The 17,312-nt window shown below is 61.2% G+C and carries 20 protein-coding genes and 1 pseudogene; 13 read left to right on the top strand and 8 right to left on the bottom strand.

Annotated elements, in window-relative coordinates:
- The first annotated feature begins 8 nt into the window (after positions 1-8).
- Positions 9-779 carry a phytanoyl-CoA dioxygenase family protein gene (locus FBY02_RS16105; protein ID WP_144929143.1) on the top strand — a complete coding sequence of 257 codons (771 nt, stop codon included), beginning with the start codon at positions 9-11 and terminating at the stop codon, positions 777-779.
- Here FBY02_RS16105 and FBY02_RS16100 read toward each other — a convergent pair.
- The gene (locus FBY02_RS16100) at positions 758-1,363 is read right to left on the bottom strand and encodes a TetR/AcrR family transcriptional regulator (protein WP_144929303.1); all 606 of its coding nucleotides are present in this window, start codon (positions 1,361-1,363) and stop codon (positions 758-760) included. The genes FBY02_RS16105 and FBY02_RS16100 overlap by 22 nt on opposite strands.
- Before the next feature lie 119 nt (positions 1,364-1,482).
- Between FBY02_RS16100 and FBY02_RS16095 the strand changes: the two genes are divergently transcribed.
- Positions 1,483-2,961: an amidase gene (locus FBY02_RS16095; RefSeq protein WP_144929141.1), complete on the top strand. Its 1,479-nt coding sequence runs from the start codon at positions 1,483-1,485 to the stop codon at positions 2,959-2,961.
- Positions 2,962-2,993: 32 nt separating this feature from the next.
- On the opposite strand, the gene FBY02_RS16090 is transcribed toward FBY02_RS16095, so the two are convergent.
- Together FBY02_RS16090 and FBY02_RS16085 are read right to left on the bottom strand one after the other, a co-directional pair.
- Complete coding sequence (locus FBY02_RS16090; protein ID WP_144929139.1) at positions 2,994-3,362, bottom strand: cupin domain-containing protein; 369 nt, start codon at positions 3,360-3,362, stop codon at positions 2,994-2,996.
- A gap of 101 nt (positions 3,363-3,463) precedes the next feature.
- The gene (locus FBY02_RS16085) at positions 3,464-3,655 is read right to left on the bottom strand and encodes a DUF1508 domain-containing protein (RefSeq protein WP_047701756.1); all 192 of its coding nucleotides are present in this window, start codon (positions 3,653-3,655) and stop codon (positions 3,464-3,466) included.
- Positions 3,656-3,821: 166 nt separating this feature from the next.
- Between FBY02_RS16085 and FBY02_RS16080 the strand changes: the two genes are divergently transcribed.
- Together FBY02_RS16080 and FBY02_RS16075 are read left to right on the top strand one after the other, a co-directional pair.
- Positions 3,822-4,760, top strand: a complete 939-nt coding sequence (locus FBY02_RS16080; RefSeq protein ID WP_144929137.1) for a LysR family transcriptional regulator — start codon at positions 3,822-3,824, stop codon at positions 4,758-4,760.
- A 95-nt stretch (positions 4,761-4,855) separates the two neighbouring features.
- Positions 4,856-5,218, top strand: coding sequence for a 5-carboxymethyl-2-hydroxymuconate Delta-isomerase (locus FBY02_RS16075; protein WP_144929135.1), 363 nt, complete (start codon positions 4,856-4,858; stop codon positions 5,216-5,218).
- A 58-nt stretch (positions 5,219-5,276) separates the two neighbouring features.
- Here the strand turns inward: FBY02_RS16075 and FBY02_RS16070 are convergent.
- Positions 5,277-5,549 (bottom strand): annotated as a pseudogene (locus FBY02_RS16070) (LysR family transcriptional regulator); the annotation flags it as partial.
- Positions 5,550-6,071: 522 nt separating this feature from the next.
- Between FBY02_RS16070 and FBY02_RS16065 the strand changes: the two are divergent.
- The 8 genes from FBY02_RS16065 (at position 6,072) to FBY02_RS16025 (ending at position 14,541) form a co-directional block, all read left to right on the top strand.
- Positions 6,072-7,454 (top strand): glutamine synthetase family protein, encoded by a 1,383-nt coding sequence (locus FBY02_RS16065; RefSeq protein WP_144929133.1) that lies wholly within the window; start codon positions 6,072-6,074, stop codon positions 7,452-7,454.
- 166 nt (positions 7,455-7,620) lie between these two features.
- On the top strand, positions 7,621-9,270 hold the full coding sequence (locus FBY02_RS16060) for a phosphoethanolamine transferase (protein WP_144929131.1): 1,650 nt from the start codon (positions 7,621-7,623) through the stop codon (positions 9,268-9,270).
- A 69-nt stretch (positions 9,271-9,339) separates the two neighbouring features.
- On the top strand, positions 9,340-9,981 hold the full coding sequence (locus FBY02_RS16055) for a class I SAM-dependent methyltransferase (RefSeq protein ID WP_144929129.1): 642 nt from the start codon (positions 9,340-9,342) through the stop codon (positions 9,979-9,981).
- A gap of 121 nt (positions 9,982-10,102) precedes the next feature.
- The gene (rnd, locus tag FBY02_RS16050) at positions 10,103-11,236 is read left to right on the top strand and encodes a ribonuclease D (RefSeq protein ID WP_144929127.1); all 1,134 of its coding nucleotides are present in this window, start codon (positions 10,103-10,105) and stop codon (positions 11,234-11,236) included.
- Positions 11,233-11,526 carry a YcgL domain-containing protein gene (locus FBY02_RS16045; RefSeq protein WP_144929125.1) on the top strand — a complete coding sequence of 98 codons (294 nt, stop codon included), beginning with the start codon at positions 11,233-11,235 and terminating at the stop codon, positions 11,524-11,526. The genes rnd and FBY02_RS16045 overlap by 4 nt, the downstream gene beginning before the upstream one ends.
- 123 nt (positions 11,527-11,649) lie before the next feature.
- The gene (locus FBY02_RS16040; RefSeq protein ID WP_047701747.1) at positions 11,650-12,582 is read left to right on the top strand and encodes a D-2-hydroxyacid dehydrogenase; all 933 of its coding nucleotides are present in this window, start codon (positions 11,650-11,652) and stop codon (positions 12,580-12,582) included.
- A 243-nt stretch (positions 12,583-12,825) separates the two neighbouring features.
- Positions 12,826-13,275 carry a YcgN family cysteine cluster protein gene (locus FBY02_RS16030; protein ID WP_024780408.1) on the top strand — a complete coding sequence of 150 codons (450 nt, stop codon included), beginning with the start codon at positions 12,826-12,828 and terminating at the stop codon, positions 13,273-13,275.
- A gap of 33 nt (positions 13,276-13,308) precedes the next feature.
- Positions 13,309-14,541 (top strand): hypothetical protein, encoded by a 1,233-nt coding sequence (locus tag FBY02_RS16025; RefSeq protein WP_144929121.1) that lies wholly within the window; start codon positions 13,309-13,311, stop codon positions 14,539-14,541.
- Positions 14,542-14,615: 74 nt separating this feature from the next.
- Here the strand turns inward: FBY02_RS16025 and FBY02_RS16020 are convergent, their stop codons facing one another.
- The 4 genes from FBY02_RS16020 to FBY02_RS16005 all read right to left on the bottom strand — a co-directional run bounded on the left by FBY02_RS16020 (position 14,616) and on the right by FBY02_RS16005 (position 16,838).
- On the bottom strand, positions 14,616-14,993 hold the full coding sequence (locus tag FBY02_RS16020; RefSeq protein ID WP_047701745.1) for a DUF2892 domain-containing protein: 378 nt from the start codon (positions 14,991-14,993) through the stop codon (positions 14,616-14,618).
- A 77-nt stretch (positions 14,994-15,070) separates the two neighbouring features.
- Positions 15,071-15,541, bottom strand: coding sequence for an RNA methyltransferase (locus tag FBY02_RS16015; RefSeq protein ID WP_047701744.1), 471 nt, complete (start codon positions 15,539-15,541; stop codon positions 15,071-15,073).
- 188 nt (positions 15,542-15,729) lie between these two features.
- Entirely contained in the window at positions 15,730-16,104 is a 375-nt protein-coding gene (locus FBY02_RS16010; RefSeq protein ID WP_003184246.1) for a YajD family HNH nuclease, read from the bottom strand.
- 47 nt (positions 16,105-16,151) lie between these two features.
- Positions 16,152-16,838, bottom strand: a complete 687-nt coding sequence (locus FBY02_RS16005) for a spermidine synthase (RefSeq protein ID WP_144929119.1) — start codon at positions 16,836-16,838, stop codon at positions 16,152-16,154.
- Positions 16,839-16,901: 63 nt separating this feature from the next.
- On the opposite strand from FBY02_RS16005, the gene FBY02_RS16000 reads away from it, so the two are divergent.
- Entirely contained in the window at positions 16,902-17,189 is a 288-nt protein-coding gene (locus FBY02_RS16000) for a hypothetical protein (RefSeq protein ID WP_144929117.1), read from the top strand.
- Positions 17,190-17,312 lie beyond the last annotated feature (123 nt).

The following is a 17,312-nucleotide window of genomic DNA, read 5'->3' as shown; positions in this document are numbered from 1 at the left end:
CCGCGGCCGTGTCTACCCGCAAGTCCCTGGCGACGCTTACCCGCGACCGCCTGCGGGCCCTGCATCGGGACGGCTTCGTGCTGCTGCCGGCAGTGTTAGGCGCCGCGCAAGTCGTGGCGCTGCGCCAGGCAATCGACCAGCTCAAACCCCAGCACTGGGACTACAGCGGTGTCATCGATCATTACAAATGCGTTTTCAACCGCGACCCGTTCTGGCTGCCGTTCCTGGACGTGGACGGCGTGATCGAACTGGCCGAGGCCGCCCTGGGGGATGACTGTCACGTCATCGGCCAGACGGCCTGGCGTTGCCATCCTGGTTTTATCGGGGCGCCGCTGCACCTGGATTACTTGCCGATGGCACTGCCGCCGAGCCTGTTGGCCGACCCCGCTTTCGAGTTACCGATGCAAATCTGTACCGCGCAGTTCTATCTCGATGACATCGATGCTGACTTGAGTCCAACCCGTGTCATCCCTGGCAGTCACCGGGCGGGGCGAGCGCCTGTGGCAGGTGAAACCCAGTGGTCGGGGCGGGTTGCGCAGCCGGTGTTGTGTCGGGCTGGCGATGTGCTGGTGCTGCGCAGCGAGCTATGGCATGCCGGCAGCGACAACCGGACCGCCGACCGCACCCGTTACCTGCTGCAAGTGCACTATGGCCGACGCATGGTGGCGCAGAAGTTTTCGCCTTACCTGCACTGGCAATTCAACCCTGCCGTTCTGGCGGCCGCGTCACCTCGCCAGCGGCGTCTGTTGGGCGAGCATCAAGAAGCCGAGTACGACTGACTGTCCGGCGCCTCAACCCCAAGGCGTTTCTCGACCATTTGCAACAGGTGTTCCGCCACGTTGCTGACTCCCTTGTTCTGGGCGACAACCTGCGCCCCTTCAAGCAAGAACGTCAGCTCGCGGGCGATGGCTCGGGCGTCGGGCAACTTCGCCTCCTGGCACAGGGTCACCAGTCGCTGGAACTGACGTTGCTTGTGTGCCTCGATCAGTTGCCGCGCCGGATGTTGCGGGTCGGCCAGTTCGGCCAGGCAATTGGTGAAGGAGCAGCCGCGGTAGCCGGCACGAGCCAGATCCTGTGCGATAAATTGGCTAAAACCCAACAACTGCTGGATCGGCTGGCCTGGCCATTGCGCCGCGAGGTCGTCGAGCACCCGGCTGTACTGGGCGGTGAGCAAGCGCAGCCATTCCAGCACCAACACATCCTTGGTTTCGAAATGACGGTATAGGGTCATTTTGGTCGAGCCGGCGAGGGCAGCGATGGCATCCACGGTCACCCGGGTAATGCCCTGTTCGATGAACAAGGCATGCGCGGCATCGATGATGCGTTCACGCGGCGGCAACTGCGCGACGCGTTCAGGGTGTATGAGCTTCAAAGTGTTCTCCGAGGATTGAGATTTCTGCTTGACAAGAATACTACAGGGTATTGCATGATACTAAACAGTATCGTTCGATACTATGTGGTATTCTGCTGGGAGAAGGTCGTATGAATCGCTTTGAATATGCCGAACAGGACGCTGTAGGTCTGGCGCAGTTGATCCGGGATCGCCAGGTCAGCCAGGAGCAGGTGCGCAGTGCCGCGTTAGCGGCCATCGATACAGTCAATCCCCGCATCAACGCGGTCATCGAGGTTTGGGAGGATGAGCCGGAACCTCAGTCGGGGCCTTTTCTTGGCGTACCGTTGCTGGTCAAGGACCTGGGATTGACCGTACGCAATCGTCGTAATGAATTGGGCAGCCGTCTGGCTGCGGGGGGCATTGCCCAGGCGGATTCCGAATTGATGCTGCGGTTGCGTCGGGCAGGCCTGTTGCCGGTGGGCCGTACCACCACACCGGAACTCGCGGCCAGTACCACCACCGAGAATCGTGTGGATGGACCCACTCGTAACCCCTGGGATCTGGCCCGCAGCGCGGGTGGTTCAAGTGGCGGCTCGGCTGCCGCGGTGGCTGCCGGAGCGGTGCCCGTCGCCCATGCCACCGATGGTGGTGGCTCCATTCGCGTGCCCGCCGCGTCCACTGGCCTGTTCGGTCTCAAGCCAAGTCGTGGTCGCCTGCCCATGGGGCCGGATGTCGATGAAGTGTGGTCCGGGTTGGCGGTGCACGGTGTGTTGAGCCGGACGGTGCGGGACACCGCGGCTTTGCTGGACTGCCTGCACGGCCCTGCCGTGGGCGACCCGTTCCACGTGGCCTCCCCTGCCGAACGCTATGCCTCTTTATTGGATCGCGATCCCAAACCCTTGCGCATTGCCGTGCAACACCGGGCCTTGAACGGCCAGTTGAACGCACCCGCAGTGGATGAAGCCCTCGACCGGGTGTCCAAGATGCTTGAAACTCTCGGGCATAAGGTCATCCCCGTACCAACCGACATCGGACTGAGTTGGGAAGCATTCGTCGACCTTAACGCCTGCTTCTGGTCCAGCAATACCGCCGCCTGGATCGACGCCATCGCGGGCGCGACCGGACGCCCGATCGATGCCAGCACCCTGGAGCCGGCCACCCTGGCCTTGTATCGCATGGGCCAAGGGTTGAGCGCCATGCAGTTGCTGGGCGCGATGCACAATCGCAACCTGGTGACCCGGCATGTGGGGCAGGTGCTCACCGATTACGACGTGCTGCTGACGCCCACGTTGCCAGACGTCGCCCCGTTGGTCGGGGAGTACAACGCCGGCCAGGAGCTGCTCAGCGGGCGCGAGTGGATGGCACGGGTATTCAATTACTCGCCGTTCACCGCGGTATTCAACGTCAGCGGTTGTCCGGCCATGTCCGTGCCCCTGGTTCATGATGCACAGAGCGGCCTGCCCATCGGGCTGCAGTTCGGAGCGGGTTACGGTCGTGAAGACTTGCTGTTGCAACTGGCGGCACAGCTGGAACGTGCGATGCCCTGGCGCGGCCGGCGGCCGCCAGTGTGGGCGGGTGATCGGGATGTTCAAGCATCGTCTCCAACGGAGCGCGCAGCGAAAGGCTGATTTGCCATCCAATGAGCGTACGGCGGTCGACCTCAGATCCAGACATCGTTGTCTGCCGTTCGCTCATGGGTTTCCCCCGTGTTGATGACCCCTCGAGGTTCGATCAACAACACCTTCACTTCCTGTGCGGCCCAGGGCTTGTGCTCGATGCCTTTCTTGACGACGTACATCTCGCCAGGGCCGATGGTCACCGCACCGTCGCGAAAGTCGATACGAAGCTCGCCTTCCAGCACGATGAAGGTTTCATCGGTGTCGGCGTGGGAGTGCCAGACGAAATCGCCTTCGAGCCGGGCGACCTTGAATTGGTAGTCGTTCATTTCAGCCACGACCTTGGGAGCCCACCGATCCTGAAACAGGGCGTATTTCTGGGCAAAGTTGACAGGGGCATCATGGGTAGCCATTGCGCAATACTCGCTGTGGGACTTGGGTGAGGCCACAACAAGCTGCTCGACAGGCAGGGCCCGGCGAAGCAGCTGATGGGCGGTAATGGCACGACGTTGTGTCAGATTTCCTTCACTGGCGTCTCGCCCTGGACGTTCTTGATCAGCCCGATGACGTGCAGGCAGTCAGCCTTGTTCACATAGGATTCGCCGCTGGCGATCGTTTCGTGGTTGCCTGCGCGCAGGCGCCAGCGCCATTGGCCTTTGCCGCTGCTGTGGGTGCCACGGGTCTGTCTGTAGATTTCAAAATACATCGGTTCGCTCCCTGCGATTGACTCATTCAAGACATGTTTTTGAACATGTCGTCGAAAGCCTAGCCAAGCTGAAAGTTTTCGCTATCGCAAATACGTTTCCAATGGTTATGAAATATTGCCGATAATGACAGCGTTCGCTCGAACTGACTCGACCCGGGAGCAAAGGATGAACCGCAACGAATTGCGCAAGGCAGACATCAACCTGATGGTGGTTTTCGAAACGCTGATGCTTGAGCGCAATGTGACACGGGCGGCAGAAAAACTGTTCCTGGGCCAGCCGGCCATCAGTTCGGCCCTCAACCGATTGCGTGCCCGGTTCAACGATCCGCTGTTCATCCGCGTAGGCCATCGCATGGAACCCACGGCACGGGCGGAGGAGATCATCCAGCACTTGTCGCCGGCATTGGACTCGCTGTCGGCGGCCCTGAGCCTGACCCATGATTTCGACCCGGCCAGCAGTAACATGACGTTTCGTATCGGTCTATCGGACGATGTCGAGTTCGGCCTGCTGCCGCCACTGTTGCGCAGCCTGCGCCAGGAGGCGCCGCAAGTGGTGTTCGTGGTCCAGCACGTCGATTACTGGCGGATTCCCGATTTGCTGGCGTCCGGCGACATCACCGTGGGAATCAGCCAGACCCGCGGCCTGCCGGCCAATGCCAAGCGTAAACTGTTGCGGCACATCCAACCTTGCGTGTTGCGGGCTGATGCCTCGCAGACGCCGCTGACCCTGGACGACTATTGTTCGCGGCCCCACGTACTGGTGTCCCATACCGCGAACGTGGCCGGATTCGCCGACGAATGGCTGGCCGAGATCGGTCGCAAGCGTCAGGTGGTGTTGTCCGTGCCGCAGTACAGCGCGTTGCCGGCGCTGCTGGCCGGCACCGATATGATCGCCAGCCTGCCAGACTATACCGCCGTCGCCATGGCCGCTTCGGGCCAGCTGTTCAGCGAACCCTTTCCGTTCAAGACCCCGACCCTGGACCTGTCCATGGTCTGGCTGAGCCATGTCGACACTGACCCGGCGGAACGCTGGTTGCGGTCCCGGCTGGAGGCGTTCATGAGTGAGCGTGGAGTCTCGGGGGCGGCTGCGATACCGGTTGGCTAAATCCACTCGCCACAGGTTCTGTGCTTGAGTGCCAAGTAGGGGTATCGTGCGTCGGCTGAATTCACGTCTTCACATTTCGAACCGGAGTCGAACACATGCCTCACCTGCACCTCGAGTACACCGCCAACCTGCCCGAGCTGAACGCCGACGTCGCGTTGCTGCGCTTGAATAATGCGCTGGTGGCGTCCGGTCAGTTCGCGGAGACGGACATCAAGAGCCGGGCCGTGAAAGTCGAACATTTCCGAGTGGGCACCGGTTTGGGCGAGCGTGCTTTCGTGCACGTGCAGTTGGCGTTGTTGAGCGGTCGCTCGCCGGAAATCAAGAAGCAACTGGGGGAGAGCCTGTTGACCGTGATCCAGGAGCTGAGCCCATGGCCGACCGGTCTCAGCGTGCAGCTCAGTGTTGAGACCGTCGATATGGATCGCGGCTGCTACGCGAAGGCCATTCTCGACAACTGAAAGCTCAGGCGTCAGCCGGGTGCAAGCTCCGATCGCCCGGTCGTGGCATGGGTGAGCCGGCACCGGCGTGACACAGGTTGATGCTTTGCAAGATGCTGCGCACATGATCGTACATGCCCTCGGCCTTGAATGTGGGGCGCATGCCGGTGCGGGTGTTGATGAACAGTTCGTCCTTGAAGCAGGTCCGCAGTTTCTTCAGGCAGTAACTCACCGTTGACTGGCTGACACACAATGCCTCGGACACGCCGCTGACACTGCTTTGTTCGTACACGGCGTTAAACACCATGAGGTCTTGCATATCGAGCTTTCTGAGGGAGTTACTGTTTAGCATCCGTTGCTTCTCGCTGTGCTCCTTGCGCGAATCTTGCGCAAACAAGATCCGTGATCCTAACGGAACGATGGTCCCAAGTGAATGCCGTGCAGGCTGTTTCGCTGTCGGGAACGGGACAGATAATGTAGGGAATACGACGAATAGATCGGTCATTCGTTGCGAGGATGATTGTTTAGCGTATTCCCATCCACGCTTCAGCAAATCCGGATTTAACGACGCAGGTCGGCGTGGGACGCTCGCGGGGTCTGTTTACTGTGATGCGCTTATGGACGGTCGGCCCGCAGCATTCCCGTACCCATTATCATCCGCCGCGGTCGGTCCGGTCGGTCGACTCACGCCAGTCTTCGCCCCGTCACTTTCTGCGCTGCCCTCTGAATTGGCTTTCTGGGCCCTCTGGCATTGTCGCCATGCCCGGCCTCCGGATGCCCGTATTTCCTGTTGAACACTTCACGGTGTCCGCTCATTGCGGGCACAGACCGACGGCGCCCTGATGCCCGTCCGACATGACATACGAGCATTCCCATGAGCATTGCCAATCCTGCGTTCGCGCCCGTTGAACACGCCCGGGCATTCCTGGCCCTGCACCCGGACATCGAACTGTTCGAACTGTTTATCCTCGACAATAACGGCGTACCCCGGGGCAAATTGCTGCACCGGGACGAATTGCTGGCGGTCTATGAAGGCGGCCGTCCGCTGCCGAGCACGATCCTCGGGCTGACCGTCAATGGTGACGACGTGGAAAACTCGGGGCTGGTGTGGGAGGTCGGTGACATCGACTGCCGGGCCTATCCCATCAGCGGCAGTTTGCAGCGTATGCCGTGGCGGTTGATCCCCACGGCTGCCGTGCAGGTCGCCATGCACCCTCGGGAGGGCATGCCGGCCGCCATCGCCGATCCACGTTATCTGCTCGGCCGGGTAATCGAGCGGTTGCAGGCCGACGGCTATTACCCAGTGATGGCGGCAGAGCTGGAGTTCTATCTGCTGGACGCGCAACGCGATAGCCAGGGCCGGCCACAACCGGCGCGGGAGGCCGATGGTGGCCGGCCGCGCGCTACCCAGGTCTATGGTTTGCGCGAGCTGGAGCAGATCGAGCCGTTCCTGGCGGACCTTTATGCCGCGTGCAAGCTCCAGGGCATTCCGGCGCGCACGGCCATTTCCGAATACGCTCCAGGCCAGGTGGAAATTACCCTCGAGCACCGCAACGATGCGTTGCAAGCCATGGACGAGGCGGTGCGCTACAAACGCCTGGTCAAGGGCGTGGCGCATAAACATGGCATGGTGGCGTGTTTCATGGCCAAGCCATTCGAGCATCTGGCGGGTTCCGGCATGCACATGCACGTCAGCCTGGCGGACCGCGAGGGCAATAACCTGTTCGCCAGCGAAGCCGCCGACGGCACGCCATTGCTGCGCTGGGCGATAAGCGGGATGCTCGATACGCTGCTCGATTCATTGCTGATGTTCTGCCCGAACGCCAACTCCTACCGGCGCTTCCAGAGCAACAGTTACGCGCCCCTGACGGCGACCTGGGGCGTGGACAACCGCACCGTGAGCCTGAGGGTGCCGGGAGGGCCGGCCTTTTCCCGACACATCGAGCATCGCATCTGCGGTGCCGACGCCAACCCGTACCTCGCGGCTGCGGCGATGCTGGCCGGCATCCATCGTGGCATACGGGAGCAGTGCGATCCCGCTGCGCCCGTTGAAGGCAATGGTTATGCACAAGCGAGCCGTTTGTTGCCCACCGACTGGCTCACTGCCCTGCAGGCGCTCGAGGCTTCGACTTGGGCGCAAGAAGCCTTCGGTGGCGAATTTCTTGGCGTTTACCTGGCGGTCAAACGCGCCGAATACCGTCAGTTCATGGGCGAGGTGGGGGAGCAGGACTGGCGCTGGTATCTGAATCAGGCCTGACGACTGCGCCAGGTTTGTCACTTAAATAATAATTTAATAGCAACTTTTTCACGAAAAATTGATGGTGGGCTGCCTAAAGTTTGTGTTGCCGTAGGGAACGAATTTTCCACGCTTTCCTTAGGCACTTCTTCTCCAAAGAGCAACTTTCAGGAAAACGCCCACCATCATGCTGACCATTAAAGCCGTGCGCCCCGAGTGGGTGACGCTGCTCGCCAGTGCCTTTTTATTAGTTGGCTTCAACGTCATTCTCTGGCAACACTTGCTGACGATCACGGCGGCTGACGGGCGAGGCCTGCTGATGTGCGCGGCCTTTGGCGTGATGATTTTCTGTGCATTCAACCTGGTGCTGACCCTCGTGGCGTTCCGCCCGCTGCTCAAGCCCGTGCTGATGCTGTTGTTCCTGATCAGTGCCGGTGTCGCCTACTTCATGGCCCAGTACGGTGTATTGATCGACGTCGGCATGTTGCGCAACTTTGCCGAAACCAATGCCACTGAAGTCCGTGACCTGTTGTCTCTGAAGTTGTTCGCCTATCTCGGCTTACTTGGCGTCTTACCTTCCTGGTTATTGTTCAAGACACCGATCAAATACCGTAGCTGGTCTAAAGAGTTGTTAAGCAAGCTGTTGGTCGGTGTCGCCTCGGCGGCGCTGATTGGCGTGGTTGCCCTGGCGAATTATCAGGGGCTGTCTTCTCTGTTTCGCAATCATCATGAATTGCGCCTGATGATTGTGCCAAGCAATTACATTGGTGCTTCGGTTGGCTACCTGCGTGAGCAGGTCGTGTCGGCCAAGCAACCGTTCATCAAGCTGGGCGAGGATGCCAGTCGCAATCCGGCTTGGCAGACCCACGCCCGCAAGTCCCTGACCGTACTGGTGGTCGGGGAGAGTGCTCGCGCGGAAAACTTCGGCATTCTTGGCTATAACCGCGACACCACACCGAAGTTGAATCACGAGGCCGGCCTGATCGCTTTCACCGATGTGCATTCCTGCGGCACCGAAACCGCCGTGTCGGTGCCGTGCATGTTCTCCAACATGGGCCGCAAGAACTACGACGCCAGCAAGGCCAGGCATGAAGAAGGCCTGCTGGATGTACTCCAGCGTGCCGGCCTGGACGTGATCTGGCGGGACAACCAGTCCGGCTGCAAAGGCACCTGCGACCGGGTCACCCTGCAGGATGTGAGCAATCTCAAGGATCCGGCCCTGTGCGCCAACAGCGAATGCCGGGATGAGATCCTGCTTCAGGGGCTGCAGCATTTCATCGACACCCTGGACAAAGACACGGTGCTGGTCCTGCACCAGATGGGCAGCCACGGGCCTGAGTACTTCAAGCGTTATCCCAAGGAGTACGAACACTTCACACCGGTGTGCGAAAGCAACGCGTTGAACAATTGCAGTCGCGAAAGCATCGTCAACGGCTATGACAATACGCTGGTGTACACCGACCACGTTCTTTCGACCCTGATCGATCTGCTACGGGCCAACCAGGACAAGGTCGATACCGCCATGCTCTACCTGTCGGACCACGGTGAGTCCCTGGGCGAATACAACCTGTTTCTCCATGGCACGCCCTACATGCTTGCTCCAGAGCAGCAGAAGCATGTGGCGATGCTCGCCTGGTTTTCCGACAGTTATCAGAAGTCTTTTGCGGTGGACACCCATTGCCTGCAGTTGAGTCGGGAAAAGCCCTTGAGCCAGGACAACCTGTTTCACTCGATGCTCGGCTTGCTGGAGGTCAACAGCAATGTCTATAACCGGGACCTGGATCTGTTTGCCGGTTGTCGCAGCGCGGTGATTGACGGCGTGTTGGCGCGAGAGTGATCGCCTACACCTTTTTTTCACGCCGCGCCGTTTAACCTGTCATCTGTCCACTTTCCAAGAGCTGTTTGTATGTCCGGGCTACCCCCATCCACCGTCGAGCTTGAGTTCGCCAGGCATCACGAGCAGGAGCATGCGCAAGTCTGTTCCCGGCCGGCCCCTCGACGGCTGCGCCTGGCGTTCTGGCGTGATGAGCACATGGTGCGCAATGCCCTGAAAGTAGCCGGTGAACCGGGGTTGGTGCTGGACGTGGCGTGTGGGGCTGGGCGGTTCTGGCCGGTGCTGGCCGAACACACCAACCGGGTGATTCTGGCGGCGGATCCATCGCCGGACATGCTCGAACACGCGCTTACCCACCACGGCGGCGCGTTGCTCAAACGGGTCAAGACCTTTCCGAGTTCGGCGTTTACCATCGGGCTTTCGGAAAACGCGGTGGATTGTATTTGTTGTCTGCAATTGTTTCGTCACGTGAGTGCCAGTGAGCATCGCCTGGCGCTGCTACGCGAGTTTCGTCGGGTCAGTCGCGACACGGTCATCGTGTCGGTTCAAATCGACGGGCGTTTCAAGCTCGGCCACCCACCACAACGTAACCTGGCAGACAAGGCCGATGTCGAGGCCGAGTTCCTCCAGGCTGGTTTCAACGTGCTGTGGCACCAGGACTTCCTGCCCGGTTTTGCGCTGACGCGGGTTTATGTGTTGCGTAAGACCAGTTAGCTTCGAATGTAGGACTATTCTTGAGATTGCGCAGGCGATTTCTCTCAGGCTCTTGCTCTATGGATGCTCGCAATCGCTGACGGCGATATATACTGCGCGCCATTATTCAAGGGAGAGCCGTGTGGCCATCGATATTCACTGGATTCGCGACAACGATAGCCTCGGGCGGTTTTGCGCCGAATGGCAGCAGTTGCCCTTCGTCGCCCTCGACACTGAATTCATGCGGGTCGACACCTTTTACCCTATCGCCGGTTTGCTGCAGATCGGCGATGGCAAGCGTGCCTACCTGATCGACCCCTTGACCATCGACAACTGGCAGCCCCTGGCGGCATTGCTGGAGAACCCGGCCGTACTCAAGGTGCTGCACGCCTGCAGCGAAGACCTGGAAGTCCTGTTGCGCCTGACCCGCAGCCTGCCTGCGCCGCTGTTCGATACCCAGTTGGCTGCCGCCTACCTGAACCTGGGCTTCTCCATGGGCTACTCGCGGCTGGTGCAGGACGTTCTGGGCATCGAGCTGCCCAAGGGCGAGACCCGCTCCGACTGGTTGCAACGGCCGCTGTCCGAAACGCAGATCAGCTATGCCGCGGAAGATGCGGTGCACCTGGCTGAGGTTTTCGTACAACTGCGTCCCAAGCTTTCCGACGAGAAGTACGCCTGGGTCCTGGAGGACGGCGCTGAGCTGGTCGCCAACCTGCGTCGCGAAATCGACCCCGATGAGGTGTACCGCGAAGCCAAGCTGGCCTGGAAACTGTCCCGCGCTCAACTGGCCGTGCTGCGTGAGCTCTGCGCCTGGCGCGAGCGCGAGGCGCGGGCCCGTGACTTGCCGCGTAACCGCATCATTCGCGAGCATTCGCTGTGGCCCCTGGCCCGTACTCAGCCGGATAACCTCGGCGCATTGGCGAAAATCGAAGACATGCACCCGCGCACCGTGCGCCAGGACGGCGAGTTTCTGCTGGACCTGATCAAGCGCGCTGCCAGCGTGCCGCCCGAACAATGGCCGCCAGCCGTGGCCGAGCCGTTGCCCATCGAGGCCGCGGCCCTGGTCAAGCGTCTGCGCGCTCTGGGGCAGGCTGAGGCCGAACGCCTGGGCATTGCTCCGGAACTGATGCTGCGCAAGAAAACCCTCGAGGCGTTGATCAAGAGCGGCTTCCCCGAGGGTCCTTACCAATTGCCTGATTCGCTGCGTGGCTGGCGTCGCGAACTGATGGGCCAGGCGCTGCTCGACAGCCTGGCCACTGCTGGAGAACAGCCTTGAAACGTATTTGCTCCATTTACCGCAGCTCGAAGAAAAACGAGATGTACCTGTATGTGCTCAAGAACGATGCCTTGACGCGTGTGCCTGAGCCCTTGATGGCGGCCTTCGGCAAGGCGACCCATGCCTTCGATCTGGTCCTGAGCCCCGAGCGGCAGTTGTCCCGGGAGGACATCAACAAGGTGCTGGAAAACCTCGACACCCAGGGTTATCACCTGCAGATGCCGCCGGCCGAGGACGAGTACATCGAGCATCTGCCCGAAGAGTTGCTGCGACGCAACGATCCGGTCTGATGCGATACCGAGGTGCCCGTCCTGGGGCCTCTGGGAACACACTGGAATTTTTTTGACGATCGCCGCATGGATGGAGCGACACTCTGTCGGCGTTCGTCTGCACTGTTTTGAAAGGTTTGATTCATGCGCGTTCTGATTGCCGAACACGACCACGCGGTATATGCCCAACTGTTGCGCCAGGCTGCACCCGATATCGAAGTGCTCACCAGCGGTGACTCCGCCGAGTTGTCCCGGCTGGCCGCCGATTGCCCGGTCTGGCTTGGCCAGCCCGACCTGCTGGCTACCCTGCTGCGCCAGGGCCATCGTCCCCAGTGGCTGCAATCGACCTGGGCGGGCATCACGCCGCTGTTGGCCGAGGGGCTGACACGCAACTACCGGCTGACCCGTGCGGTAGGCATTTTCGGTCAGTTGATGGCTGAGTACGTGCTCACCTACATGCTTGGTCATGAGCGCGAGGTGCTGGCGCGGCTGGTCAGCCAGGTCGAGCGCAAGTGGGACAACCGCCAGGGGCAGGGGCTGGCGGGGCGCAAGGCGCTGATCGTCGGGACCGGTGATATCGGTCAACGGGTGGCGCAGTTCCTCGTGCCGTTTGGCGTGCAACTCTATGGCATTGCCAGCGAAGCGCGGGAGCAGGCCCCTTTCGTCGAGGTCGGAGCGATGAAGGATCTGCCGCGTCTGGTCGGCGAAGTGGATTACGTCATCAACCTGCTGCCCAATACGCCCCACACCCATGACGTATACGACGCGGCGCTGTTCAAGCAATTCAAGCCCACCGGATTGTTCATCAATGCCGGACGCGGCGTCGCCGTGGTGGACGCGGACCTGGTGCAAGCCTTGAAAGACGGGCATCTGGCCGGTGCGGTGATCGACGTCTGCCGCCAGGAACCGCTGCCTCAGCGTCACCCGTTCTGGACGGCCTGGGGCCTGCTGTTGACCGGTCACAGTTCGGCACCGACGTCGCCGCCGCTGATGGCGCAACTGTTCCTGGAAAACCTGCGCGCCTATCAGGCCGGCGAAGCCCTGCGCGGGGAAGTGGATTTCACCCGGGGCTATTGACTCCACAAACTCCATTGTGGGAGCGGGCTTGCTCGCGAAAGCGGAGTGTCAATCGACATAAACGTCGAATGTAATGACTTCTTCGCGGGCAAGCCCGCTCCCACACCTTCGACCTGTGCAGGATTACAGGGTGGAGTTTGCCTCCGGCCAATTGCTTTACCGACAGTCGCCAACGCTTGGCCTGAAGAGGTCCCGGCACTAGACTGTCGGCCTTTTCACCATCTGATGTTGATGCTCCGAGCCATGGCCGCCAAAGTCGAACCCTTCTGGATACGCAAGACCCTCGATCAGCTAGATGCGCAGGAGTGGGAATCGCTGTGCGACGGCTGCGGCCTGTGCTGTCTGCAAAAGCTCGAAGACGAAGATGACAACAGCGTCTACTACACCCGCATCGCCTGCAAACTGCTGGACCTGAAAACCTGCCAGTGCACCGATTACCCACGCCGCCGTGAGTCCGTTCCCGATTGCATCCAGCTCACGCCGGGCAAGGCCGATGAGTTCAAGTGGTTGCCGCCGACCTGTGCTTACCGATTGGTCAGCGAGGGCAAGGACCTGCCGCTGTGGCACCATCTGGTATGTGGCGACCGCGATGCCGTGCACCACGAGCGCATTTCCCAGTCCGGGCGCATGCTGGCCGAAGGCAGCGTGCCGGAAGACGATTGGGAAGATCATCTGATTTTTCGCGCCGGCTGAATCGTCAGGCGTTGCATCACCGGGGGAGAGTCCATGGGCGCAGGATTGAAACGGCTGCTGGTGAGCGGCGGGCTGCTGGCGGTGTGCGGTCCGCTATGGGCGGCGCAGAAAGTCGATCTGGATTACCATGTGCACCTGTTGCCACAGAGCGATCAGGCCGAAGTGCGCTTGACCCTGGCCCGTGGCTCGGCGGTGCGCAGTCTGGATTTCGACCTTGGCGACGGCAGCCGCTACAGTGATTTCAAGGCGGACGGTCAATGGCAGCTGACACCCGGTAAAACCGCGCGAGGCCTCTGGCGCCCGAGCGCCGACAAGGCCAGCCTGACCTACCGGGTGCGCATCAGCCATGAGCACAAGAACGGCACCTTCGAAACCCGCATGACGCCCGCCTGGGCCCTGCTGCGCGGCGATGACCTGGTGCCGTCGGCCCGGCTCGACCAGCAAGACGGCGTCGAATTGGTGGCGCGCCTGGATGTTGAATTGCCCGCCGGCTGGAAAAGCATCGAAACGTCCTGGCCACGTATCGGCAAGCAGCGCTTTCGCATCGACAACCCCTCGCGGCTGTTCGACCGTCCCACGGGTTGGATGCTGGCCGGCAAACTGGGCAGCCGCCGCACGCGCCTGGGTGAAACCGACGTTACCGTGGCCTCGCCCCAAGGCCAGGGCATGCGCCGGATGGACGTGCTGACACTGCTGACCTTCGTCTGGCCGCAGGTGCAGGTGCTGATACCACGGCACCCCACCAAATTGCTGATTGTCGGTGCCCAGGACCCGATGTGGCGCGGTGCCCAGGCCGGCCGTGAGTCGATTTACCTGCACAGCCGCCCGCCGCTGGTCAGCGAGCGGGGCTCCAGCCCGTTGTTGCGAGAACTGGTGCAGACCCTCGCCCGTATCCACGACCGTGAGCGCAGTGACTGGATCAGCGAAGGCCTGGCCGAGTACTACGCCGTCGAACTGCTGCGCCGCGCCGGCGGCATGAGCGACGAGCGTTACCAGACCCTGAACGAGCGCCTTGTACGAGACAGCAAGGGCGTGACGACCCTGCGCGGCGAACAGGCCAGCCCCGCGATGGTGGCCAAGGCGGTGCTGTTGCTGCAGGAGCTGGATCGGGAAATTCGTTTGAAAACCCGTAACAAGCGCTCTCTCGACGATGTGCTGCAGGCGGCGATGCGCCTGGAAACGGTCGACACCCGGGAGTTCGTGCAACTCAGCGAGAGCATCCTGGGTGGGGCTTCTACAGTGCTGGATAATCGGTTGCTTCAGTAGAATCGCCATCGCGAGCAGGCTCTGGAAGCGAGCCTGCTCGCGATGGGGCCATCAGCCCCGGCACATTGTCCAGCTCAAAGCCCGGCCTTCGGCGAATCCAACGAATCATTTCCCGTCACCGTAGCTGTACCGGTAGCCGCCTCGGCGTTGGCCTTCATGCGGACCAGTTCATCGCCGGCCTGCTCGATACGGGCACGGGCGCTGCTCAGGTTCTGGCGGCTCTTCTCCAGCAGCGTCTTGGCCGAGCAATGCCCGGTGATGCCCCGCGCCAGGGCCATACCACCGATGGCCAGTTGAGCCAGACCAATGATGCCGCCACGACGCAAGCCCTTGCCCATCATCAGCACGCCGCCAGCCAGGGAGCCCGCGCGTTCCCAGCCGTGCACATTTTGCGCAGGGCGGGATTGAAACGGGGTGCTCTCGATCGGCTCGAACGGATTGTTATCGCTCATGGTCTGTCTCCAGTGTGGGGATTGGTATAAAACTGACTGCCGGAGCGAATCCGTCGTTCCATGGAATTTCCCACCGGTCAGCGGAATTGCGGCCCCGAGCGGGTGTTGTTGCCTTTGGCCATGCGGTCGTACAGCACGACGTTGACCGTGGCCGCCAGGTTCATGCAACCGGTGGTGGGGATGTACACCACGTCTTCGCACCAATCCCGGATATCTTTATCCAGCGAGCCGTCTTCAGGGCCGAAGATGTACAGCGCCCGGTCCGGGTGGGTGTATTCGGGCAGGGGGCGAGCACCCTCTACCAGCTCCACGGCCACTGGTATACAGCCCAGGGGCAGGATCTTCTTCAGGTCGTCGATGCCGATCAACGGAATGTCGTAGTGGACTTTCTTGGTGTCGGTGACGAAGTCGGCGGCCCGTTCATAGCGCTTGCCGGTGTAGAACACCGACGCCACGCCGTAGCAACCGGCGGCGCGCATGACCGAACCGACGTTTTCCGGTGATTTGGGGTTGAACAGACCGATGCAGCTGTAGCGTTTGTTGGCCACGGGCGGGGTGCCTTTGGGAAAAGGCGCGATTATACGGGGAATGGGGGAGGGTGGTCAGTTTCAAGATTGGCGGTGAAGGTAGCATCGCCATCGCGAGCAGGCTCACTCCCACAGAAGACCGCATTCCAATGTGGGAGCGAGCCTGCTCGCGATGAGGGCCTGATGACAGGCGCTCAGTGCCTTGCCGACTACTCGTCTTTCTTCATCAACCCAGCCAGCGCGGCAAACGGGTTGTGAGTCGCCTTGGCGATTTTCGGGGTGCTCAGGGAGCCGTCACCGAAGTATTGCTGGTCGGTGTAGCGCGAGTGTTCGTTGTCGTGGCAGTACAGGCACAGCAGTTCCCAGTTGGAACCGTCCTGGGGGTTGTTGTCGTGGTTGTGGTCGCGGTGGTGAACGGTCAGTTCGCTCAGGCGTTTGCCGGAGAACTCACGGGCGCAGCGGCCACAGACATGGGGGTACATTTTCAGGGCTTTGTCGCGGTAACCCATTTCCCGGTCGCGCTGGGCGTCGGCGAGGATGCGGTCCAGCTTCGCGGTATTGGAAGGAGGCGTTGACGAACTCATGGGTTCACCTTGTAGATAAGACTGATGACGGTTGAACGAAGTTTAGCTCAGCCTTTGAGCTTCTCGGCAATCCAGATGGTGTGGCGGGTGCCTTTGTTGCCATGGGCGAACACCTGCACCTCTTCAGCCTTGAAGCCGGCCTTCTTCAGTTTGTCGGAAAACTGCCGGTCGGCGCTGGCCGACCAGACCGCCAGCACTCCCTTGGGCCGTAGAGCTTTCGCGCAGGCTGCCAGGCCGCCGGCCGAATACAGCCAGCTGTTGGCTTTCTGGGTCAGGCCTTCGGGGCCGTTGTCCACATCGAGCATGATCGCGTCGAAACCCAGGGGCTCGGCTTGCAGCACCTTGGCGACATCTTCCAGGCGGATCACCGTGCGCGGATCCTCCAGTGGCCGTCCGGCCTTTTCTCCGAGGGGGCCACGGTTCCACTCCACCACGCCGGGCACCAGCTCGGCCACCACTACCTCGGCGCTCTTGCCCAGGTGCTTGAGGGCCGAGGCGAGGGTGAATCCCATGCCGAGGCCGCCGATCAGCACCCGTGAACCCGGGCGTCCGGCGACCTTGCGGCAGGGAATCTCCGCCAGGGCGTCTTCGGAGCCGTGCATGCGGGTGTTCATCAACTGCCCGCCGTCACCGCCCTGGATCTTGATGACGAAGTCTTCGCCGTACTCGAACAGGCACAGGGCACCGCCATTGTCGGGGATGGGGGTGGTGTCGAGCAGAACGAAACGTTTCATGGAAATCTCATGGGGGAGGGGCTACGGTCTAGCCTGAAGATGACAGTAGCCACGGAGCCAGTGATGAAGTGCATCATTCTAACGGCCATTGCCCTGGCGGCGCTTCCATTAAGTTATGCACAGGCCCAGCAGCCGACGATTCCGGTAACCCCGCCTAGTGTGCCTGGTTCGCCCGGTACCGCCACACCGATGCCCTACCCACCGGTTGCGCCCAGCAGTGTGCCCAAGGCCGGTCCCGAAAATGGCGGGCCGCCCTTGTTGCCACCGATCGAGATGCCCAGGCCGCCGAAGGATCAGCCGCTGCCGGGAATGGAGGTGAAGCCGCCCAAGGTCAAGTCCCCGGGGGGCTGAACTTCATTTCTGCTTGAAGACGACTCCTCCTGTGGGAGCAACTGTCTTGGATGATTTATTTAGCCATTCTTTTTCAAGGCAGCAAAAGCTCTCACAGCTCTTGGCAGTGCAGATATCTGGAGA

The sequence above is a fragment of the Pseudomonas sp. SJZ078 genome (assembly GCF_007828255.1).
GTDB lineage: Bacteria > Pseudomonadota > Gammaproteobacteria > Pseudomonadales > Pseudomonadaceae > Aquipseudomonas.
Note: the sequence above shows the minus strand (reverse complement) of the source record. Positions and strands in the feature narration are given on the sequence as shown.

Bases quoted from the DNA above. Each gene is read 5' to 3' on its own strand.
- FBY02_RS16000 (WP_144929117.1), top strand. From the start codon at position 16,902: ATGAAGTGCATCATTCTAACGGCCATTGCCCTGGCGGCGCTTCCATTA.
- FBY02_RS16060 (WP_144929131.1), top strand. From the start codon at position 7,621: ATGCTGACCATTAAAGCCGTGCGCCCCGAGTGGGTGACGCTGCTCGCC.
- FBY02_RS16095 (WP_144929141.1), top strand. From the start codon at position 1,483: ATGAATCGCTTTGAATATGCCGAACAGGACGCTGTAGGTCTGGCGCAG.
- FBY02_RS16085 (WP_047701756.1), bottom strand. From the start codon at position 3,655: ATGTATTTTGAAATCTACAGACAGACCCGTGGCACCCACAGCAGCGGC.
- FBY02_RS16055 (WP_144929129.1), top strand. From the start codon at position 9,340: ATGTCCGGGCTACCCCCATCCACCGTCGAGCTTGAGTTCGCCAGGCAT.
- FBY02_RS16010 (WP_003184246.1), bottom strand. From the start codon at position 16,104: ATGAGTTCGTCAACGCCTCCTTCCAATACCGCGAAGCTGGACCGCATC.
- FBY02_RS16080 (WP_144929137.1), top strand. From the start codon at position 3,822: ATGAACCGCAACGAATTGCGCAAGGCAGACATCAACCTGATGGTGGTT.
- FBY02_RS16020 (WP_047701745.1), bottom strand. From the start codon at position 14,993: ATGAGCGATAACAATCCGTTCGAGCCGATCGAGAGCACCCCGTTTCAA.
- FBY02_RS16090 (WP_144929139.1), bottom strand. From the start codon at position 3,362: ATGGCTACCCATGATGCCCCTGTCAACTTTGCCCAGAAATACGCCCTG.
- FBY02_RS16065 (WP_144929133.1), top strand. From the start codon at position 6,072: ATGAGCATTGCCAATCCTGCGTTCGCGCCCGTTGAACACGCCCGGGCA.
- FBY02_RS16005 (WP_144929119.1), bottom strand. From the start codon at position 16,838: ATGAAACGTTTCGTTCTGCTCGACACCACCCCCATCCCCGACAATGGC.
- FBY02_RS16040 (WP_047701747.1), top strand. From the start codon at position 11,650: ATGCGCGTTCTGATTGCCGAACACGACCACGCGGTATATGCCCAACTG.
- FBY02_RS16025 (WP_144929121.1), top strand. From the start codon at position 13,309: ATGGGCGCAGGATTGAAACGGCTGCTGGTGAGCGGCGGGCTGCTGGCG.
- FBY02_RS16030 (WP_024780408.1), top strand. From the start codon at position 12,826: ATGGCCGCCAAAGTCGAACCCTTCTGGATACGCAAGACCCTCGATCAG.
- FBY02_RS16075 (WP_144929135.1), top strand. From the start codon at position 4,856: ATGCCTCACCTGCACCTCGAGTACACCGCCAACCTGCCCGAGCTGAAC.